This is a genomic window from Streptomyces spongiae (genome assembly GCF_009377185.1).
Lineage (GTDB): Bacteria > Actinomycetota > Actinomycetes > Streptomycetales > Streptomycetaceae > Streptomyces > Streptomyces spongiae.
Genome location: NZ_VJZC01000869.1, coordinates 1 through 2,953 on the forward strand (window position 1 = coordinate 1; position 2,953 = coordinate 2,953).

1 protein-coding gene is annotated in these 2,953 nt (G+C 70.8%); it reads left to right on the forward strand.

The window, feature by feature from the left end; translation table 11 throughout:
* Positions 1-184 precede the first annotated feature (184 nt).
* Positions 185-2,917: a transglycosylase domain-containing protein gene (locus tag FNH08_RS48020; protein ID WP_407704600.1), complete on the forward strand. Its 2,733-nt coding sequence runs from the start codon at positions 185-187 to the stop codon at positions 2,915-2,917.
* Positions 2,918-2,953: the final 36 nt, after the last annotated feature.

A 2,953-nucleotide genomic window follows, 5' to 3' on the forward strand; every position in this document is an offset into this window, starting at 1 on the left:
GCAGAAAGGCACTGGGGCTGGGTCCAAGGCGACCTCGGGTGCGCCCGGCGCGAACTCGGACGGGGCTGGGTCCGGTAGGCCCTCGGGCGAGCCTGGCGACAGCTCGGAGCGGGCAGGGTCCAGGAAACCCTCCGGCGAGCCCGGCAAGGGTTCGGACGGGGCTGGCTCTGGCTCTGGCTCTGCGGTGACCTCCCGCGGGACCGGCGAGGGTTCCGGCAACGCACCCGGCATCCCTCCCGCGAGGGGGCAGGACAAGACCCCGGGGAAGGCCCCCGGCGCCGCCCCGGCCTCCGGCGCGGGCAAGGGCCGCGGTCCCGCACCCGCCGGCCGCGCAGCCAGGACCACCGGCCCGGCAGCCTCGCCCGGCAGCGCGGGTGCGGGCTCCGCCCCGGCAGCCTCGGACGGCGCCGCAGACGCGGACTCCGGCCCGACGCCGGGCAAGACCTCCGACGCGCCCCTGGACGACAGCACCCGCCAACTCCGCGCAGTGCCCCCGGACGACGGCCCCCGCACAGCCGTCATCCCCACCTCGGCCGGAGGCCCCGCCGAGGGCGCCGCCTCGGCCGGAGTCGCAGCTGCCGTCGCCGGCTCCGAGAAGTCCGCGAAGTCCGCGAAGAAGGCCAAGCGCGTCAAGCGCAAACGCACCGGATGGCGGCGACTCGTCCCCACCTGGCGCATGCTGCTCGGGACCTTCCTGTTCGGGACCCTGTTGCTGATCGGCCTGTTCGTACTGGGCTACAACCTGGTCCAGATCCCGAAGGCGAACGCGGCCGCGGTCAAGCAGAGCAACGTCTTCCTGTACGCGGACGGCAGCCAGCTCGCCCGCGACGGCGAGGTCAACCGCGAGAACGTGACGCTCGCCCAGATCTCCAAGAAGGCCCAGCACGCCGTACTGGCCGCCGAGGACCGCGACTTCTACACCGAGTCGGCCGTCGACCCCAAGGCCATGGTCCGCGCCGCCTGGAACACGGCGACCGGCAAGGGCAAGCAGTCCGGCTCGACGATCACCCAGCAGTACGTGAAGAACTACTACCTGGCGCAGGAACAGACCGCCACGCGCAAGATCAAGGAGTTCTTCATCTCGATCAAGCTGGACCGGGAGGAGACCAAGGCCCACATCCTGGAGGGCTACCTCAACACCAGCTTCTTCGGCCGCAACGCCTACGGCATCCAGGCCGCCGCCCAGGCGTACTACGGCGTCGACGCCGACGAACTGACCGCCGAACAGGGCGCGTACCTGGCGTCACTGCTCAACGCCCCGAGCCAGTACGACGTCATCGCGCACCCCGAGAACAAGTCCGCCGCCGTCGCCCGCTGGAAGTACGTCCTCGACGGCATGGTCAAGGAGGGCTGGCTGTCGGAGTCCGCGCGGGCGAAGGCCAAGTTCCCGACGCCGAAGCAGACCGTCGCCTCCACCGGCATGTCCGGCCAGCGCGGCTACCTCGTCGAGGCGGTCAAGCAGTACCTCTACGACAACAAGATCATCGACGAGGACACCCTGCGGGCCGGCGGCTACCGCATCACGACCACCCTGCAGAAGAGCAAGCAGGACGCCTTCGTCAAGGCGGTCGACGACCAGGTCATGGACCAGCTCGACAAGAAGAACCGCAAGGTCGACAAGTACGTCCGCGTCGGCGGCGTCTCCATCGACCCGAAGACGGGCAAGGTGCTCGCCATGTACGGCGGCATCGACTTCACCAAGCAGTACTACAACAACGCGACACGCCGCGACTACCAGGTGGGATCCACCTTCAAGCCGTTCGTGTTCACCTCCGCCGTCCAGAACGACTCGGCCACCCAGAACGGCACCGCGATCACGCCGAACACGATCTACGACGGCACCAACAAGCGCCCCGTCCAGGGCTGGAGCGGCGGCGCCTACGCCCCCGAGAACGAGGACCACGTCTCCTACGGCGACGTCACGGTCCGCCAGGCCACCGACAAGTCCGTGAACTCGGTGTACGCGCAGATGGCCGTCGACGTCGGCCCCCAGCGGGTCGAGCAGACCGCCATCGACCTCGGCCTCCCGGAGTCCACCCCGGACATGGCGCCGTACCCGTCCATCGCCCTCGGCACGGCCACCGCCAGCGTGCTGGACATGACGGAGGCGTACGCCACGCTCGCCAACCACGGCAAGCACGGCACGTACACGCTCGTCAACGAGCTCACCAAGGACGGCGAGGAGATCGGCCTGCCCAAGCAGAACATCGAGCAGGCCGTCACCCGCGAGGCAGCCGACACGACCACGAAGGTCCTGCAGTCCGTCGTGGAGAGCGGCACCGCCACGGCCGCCCAGGCGGCGGGCCGCCCGGCGGCCGGCAAGACCGGTACCGCCGAGGAGGACCAGGCGGCCTGGTTCGCCGGCTACACGCCCGACCTCGCCACCGTGGTCTCCGTCATGGGCCAGGACCCCGTCACCGGCGCACACAAGTCGCTGTACGGAGCCATGGGCCTGCCCCGCATCAACGGCGGTGGCGCGCCCGCGGAGATCTGGGCCCAGTTCACCAAGGACGCCCTCGAGGGCACCCCGGTGACGGACTTCGACCTGGAGCTCCAGGAGGGTGCCGACCAGGTGGTGATCCCGCCCAGCACCCCGGCCGACGAGCCGAGCGCCTCCAACAGCGAGGACGACGGCGGCGCCACCGGCGACGAGGACACCGAGGGCCAGACGTCCGGGCAGGACAACGGCGGCCAGACCGGCACCCCGGGCACGAACGAAGGCGCCACCAGCGGTGAGACCACCGACGGCGGCAGCACCGGCACGCCACCCACTTCCGGCACGGACAACGGCGGCACAGGAGACGGCGGAACGGGCCAGGACGCCGGAGGCACGGGCGACGACGGCGGAGGCGGCTCCGGCGACGGCGGAACGGGCGACGACGGAGGCACGGGCACGGCCCCCGACCTGAGCTTCTGACGTCTGACGCGGAAGGGGCTGGTGACCGTGGTCACC